Genomic DNA, 4049 nt, shown 5'->3' on the forward strand with positions numbered 1-4049 from the left:
GGCTCGGGGGCCGGTGGAGCCTGGTCGGTTGCGGTTCGTGGCGACCACCGATGGTGTGGGTGTCCCGCGTCCGCCGGCGGGGGTGGCAGACGCCGCGACCGTGACCGTTGCGGAGCATGCGGACCTGGCCGGGATGGACCGGACGGCGCCGGAGGAGGAGTCCCGGACGGGGTCCGATTCCCCTGCCGTGGGTTCGGATGTCGATGCGGAGGAGAGGTTGTTCGCGTCGAGGGCGGCGTCCTCGTTGGGTGTTCCGGACGTGGGGGAGTCGCACGGTCCTTTGTATGCGCCGCCGTCGGGTGTGGGGGACGACGCGACTGCGGGTGTTCCGCGCTATTCGGAGGAGGAGTTGTTCGCGTCGAGGCCGGCGTCCTCGTTGGGTGTTCCGGACGTGGAGAGCTTGCTCGGGCCGTACCTGTCCCAGATAGCTGGCGACCCTACCGGTCTGTCCCAGCCTTCTGGTGACGCTACGGGGGCGGCGGGATGGTCGGTGGTGCCGGGTGACGGGTGGATGGTGGTGCATCCCGACGGTGTGGGCGCTGGGGTTGACGTAGAGCGTCTTGCTGTGGTGGCGCGGGAGCAGGCGGTGACGGATGCCGAGGCGTGGGCGGCGAGGACGGGGCAGGATCGGCCTGCGGGTGATGCGGTCTCGCGGGTGGTGTTGGTGTACGAGGACCGTGGGCCTGAGGGTGTGCTGGATCTCGTGGGGAGCTTGCTTTTCGGTGGGCTGAGGTCAGACGTGAAGGTGCCGGAGGCGGCGGTGGTCGAGCTGTCGCCGTACAGTGCTGACCCGTCTGGTGTTCCTGTGCTGGAGTCACAGACGTTGGTCGAGGTCGCGGAGTTGCGGGCGGCGTTCAAGCAGTCGGGGGCGGTGGCGGCCCGTTGGCAGTATGTGGCGGATTCGGGGGCAGAGGCGGGGGTTGTTCCGCCGGGTCTGCGCGCTGTCGATTTCTCGGGTCAGGAGACGTTCCCCGGTGGGACGTTGTTGTGGGAGTTCCAGGCGCATCCGATCAACGAGGAAGCTGGTCTTGAGTATCGGCGACGTCGGGCGGATGCTCAGTTGCCCGTGATCCATGGGCCGTATCTCCTGCCTTTTGATCGGGATTGGGCGCGGTTGGGGCAGCGGGCGTTCTCGTATTTCCGGGATTGGGTGTTCCTTCCGAGAGTGCCGTCGGAGCGTGGTTTGCGGGTGACGCAGTTGCGGCCGGCGGAGTTGCTCGCGGAGGAGATTCTGGAGGCGGCTCTGGGGGAGAGTCTGGCGAGGGTGCCGAATGTGGGGCCGGTGGGGTGGGTGCCGGATGGTGCGCGGGTGTTGGTGGTGGGTGTGCCGGGCCCGCGTCCGATGCATCCCGGGGCGGTCCTGTCATCGATCCTCGAGGTCGTCCTGAATGGTGCGTTGCCGCCGGCGGCGTCGGGGTTGCGGGAGCCGGTGTACGTGGTGGTGCACGGGTTCGGTGGGTGGACGTCGACGGTGGTGTTGACGCATGCGGCTGAGGATGACCTGTGGCCGGTGCGGATGGGTGAGCTGGCCACCGGTGAGCCGGCGGTTGGGGGCCTTCGGGCGGCGCGGGATCTGGTCGAGGCGGACGGGTGGACCCGCGTGTTGGCCGAGGTGGAGGGGATCGCGGCGGCGGTGGGGGCGGCGGCTCCGGGTCGGGTCGGTTGGGCCGGGGAGTTGAGGGCGGCGCTTCCCGACGTGGTGGGTGATCCGGCGGTGGGGGTGGACGGGCAGCCCCGGATCAGTGAGCGGGTTGACCAGTCGGTGGCGTTGGGTGAACGGCTGGTCGGGCTCACGCGCGGGTGGACGGGTCAGGACGCGTTGCCGGTGGGGACGGATCGGCCTGATCTGCGGCTGGAGAGGTGGATCGGCGACGAGCGCAACCGGCGGCTGGCGGTGGCGTTGGTGACGACTGACGACGTGGTGGACGAGGAGGTGATGGAACGGATCGAGGATGAGATCGACCGGGTGTGGGAGACGGTGGTGGCTCCGGTGTCGGCGGTCCGGGTGGACGGGGGGGTGCCGGAGGCCGTCTACGGGGTGTTGCGGGCGGTGTATCTGGGTGCCTGGGTCTTCTACACGGCACCGGGCCAGCCGGTGGTGACCAACAGACCTGTAAACCCCGGCGAGTACCTGCCGGAGGGGGGCCAGCGCGAAAACGGTCGGCGGATTGTCGATCTGTCCGCTGTGCGGGATCTGGGATTGGCGGACTTCGACCGGTTCCTGGCGGATCATGGCCAGGACGTGGCGTTGTTGTGGTCGGCGGACGGCGCGGTAGCGCCGGTTTCCGAGCTGCGGGCGGCCCTTGGGGTGTCGCCGCCGGTGCCCCGGGTGGATGTGGTGGGGCGGGTGCCGGATGTGTCCGAGCAGTGGCGGGCGGAGTTGTTCTCCGCGGTGAGCGCGTTCGGCCTGGCGCGGCAGTGGTTGGAGGAGCAGGTCTCGCCGTTGCCGGCGGCGGCGCTGCCGGGGCGGGCCGGGGACGGTGCGGCCAGGTCGGGTGAGCAGGCGGTGTCCGTTTCCGACGTCGAGGTCACCGCTGTGCGTGCGGATCTGATCCGGCGGTGGGCGGCTCTTGCCGTCGGCCATGCGACGCGGATGGGCGCCGCTGACCGGGAGTCGCAGCGGATGACCGCCCCCGGTCGAGGCGACAGCCCGGCGCGGTCCGCCCTGGCGGGGGTGTCCGACCGGTACCTCCAGGAGATGCAGGGTCTGAGCCGTGCGCGTGCGCTTGTGTCGCGCACCGTGGACGCCTACGTCGAATCGTTGCCGGCGGGTGAGCTTGGGGGGCTGGGGGACCGGATCGGCCAGGCCGAGACAGCGGCCGCGGAGTTGGACCGGCACCTCGAACAGGCGCGAGCCGCTGCTGGCGTGTCCGTTGTGTCGGATGAGCGGGGTCCGCTGACCGGCCACGACGGCCCGGTGTGGGCGGTGACGTCGTGGCAGGGGGAGTCGGGCCCACGGGTGGCCTCCGCCAGCGAGGACGGGACGGTGCGGATCTGGGACGTGGCCAGCGGTCAGCGGCTCGTGATGTTCGAGGGCGGCCACACCGACGAGGTGTCGGCGGTGACGTCGTGGCAGGCGGGGTCGGAGCGGCTGGTGGCCTCCGGCGACGATGACGGGCTGGTGCTGATCTGGGACGCGGCCAGCGGTGTGAAGCGGCAGAGGTTGGCGGGCCACGACAGCCCGGTGTCGGCGGTGACGTCGTGGCAGGCGGGGCCGGACCGTCTCCTGGCCTCCGTCAGCCTGGACGGGTCGGTGCTGATCTGGGACGTGGCCAGCGGTGTGGAGCGCAGGTTGGACGGCCACGAGAGCGCAGTGTTGGCGGTGACGTCGTGGCAGGGGGAGTCGGGCCCACGGGTGGCCTCCGCCAGCGAGGACGGGACGGTGCGGATCTGGGACGCGGCCAGCGGTCAGCGGCTCGTGACGTTCGAGGACCACACCGACGGGGTGACGGCGGTGACGTCGTGGCAGGCGGGGTCGGAGCGGCTGGTGGCCTCCGGCGGCAAGGACGGGCTGGTGCTGATCTGGGACGCGGCCAGCGGTGTAAAGCGGCAGAGGTTGACGGGCCACGACAGCGCGGTGACGGCGGTGACGTCGTGGCAGGCGGGCACGGGTCGGATGATCGCCGCAGCCAGCCTGGAGGGGACGGTGCGGATCTGGAACATCGACGGTGAGTTGCTCGAGACGGTGGAGGCCCCCGCCCCGTTGCTGTCGCTGACGTCGTGGCAGGCGGGGCCCGGTCGGTGGGGGATGGCCGGCGGCGACGCGGACTCGATGGTGCACTTGTGGTCCGTGTCCGGTGGCGCTGGCGGGCCGGTGGGGTTGCCCGGCGTGCCGGATGGGCCGGTTGATGGGGGGAACGACTCCGACGCGGGCGGGTCGGATTCTTCGGCGGATGTGGCTGGTGAGGCGGGACGTGGTGACGTGCTGCTGCCGAGTCAGTTGTCGGAGGATGAGGTGTCGGCCCGGTTCCCGTGGCTGGGTGGGGTGAATGCGGTTCGTGGTGGCGATCCGGTTTTGCGGGGGCGGGGTTACGACACGAACTGTGTGT

1 protein-coding gene is annotated in these 4049 nt (G+C 70.8%); it reads left to right on the forward strand.

The window, feature by feature from the left end; all coding sequences use genetic code 11:
* Nucleotides 1–586: 586 nt before the first annotated feature.
* Nucleotides 587–4049: WD40 repeat domain-containing protein (locus B0E53_RS33770; protein ID WP_210406322.1), on the forward strand; the 3463-nt coding region annotated here is incomplete at its 3' end.

It is taken from the genome of Micromonospora sp. MH33 (assembly GCF_003013775.1).
In the GTDB taxonomy this organism is placed as follows: domain Bacteria; phylum Actinomycetota; class Actinomycetes; order Mycobacteriales; family Micromonosporaceae; genus Micromonospora; species Micromonospora fulviviridis.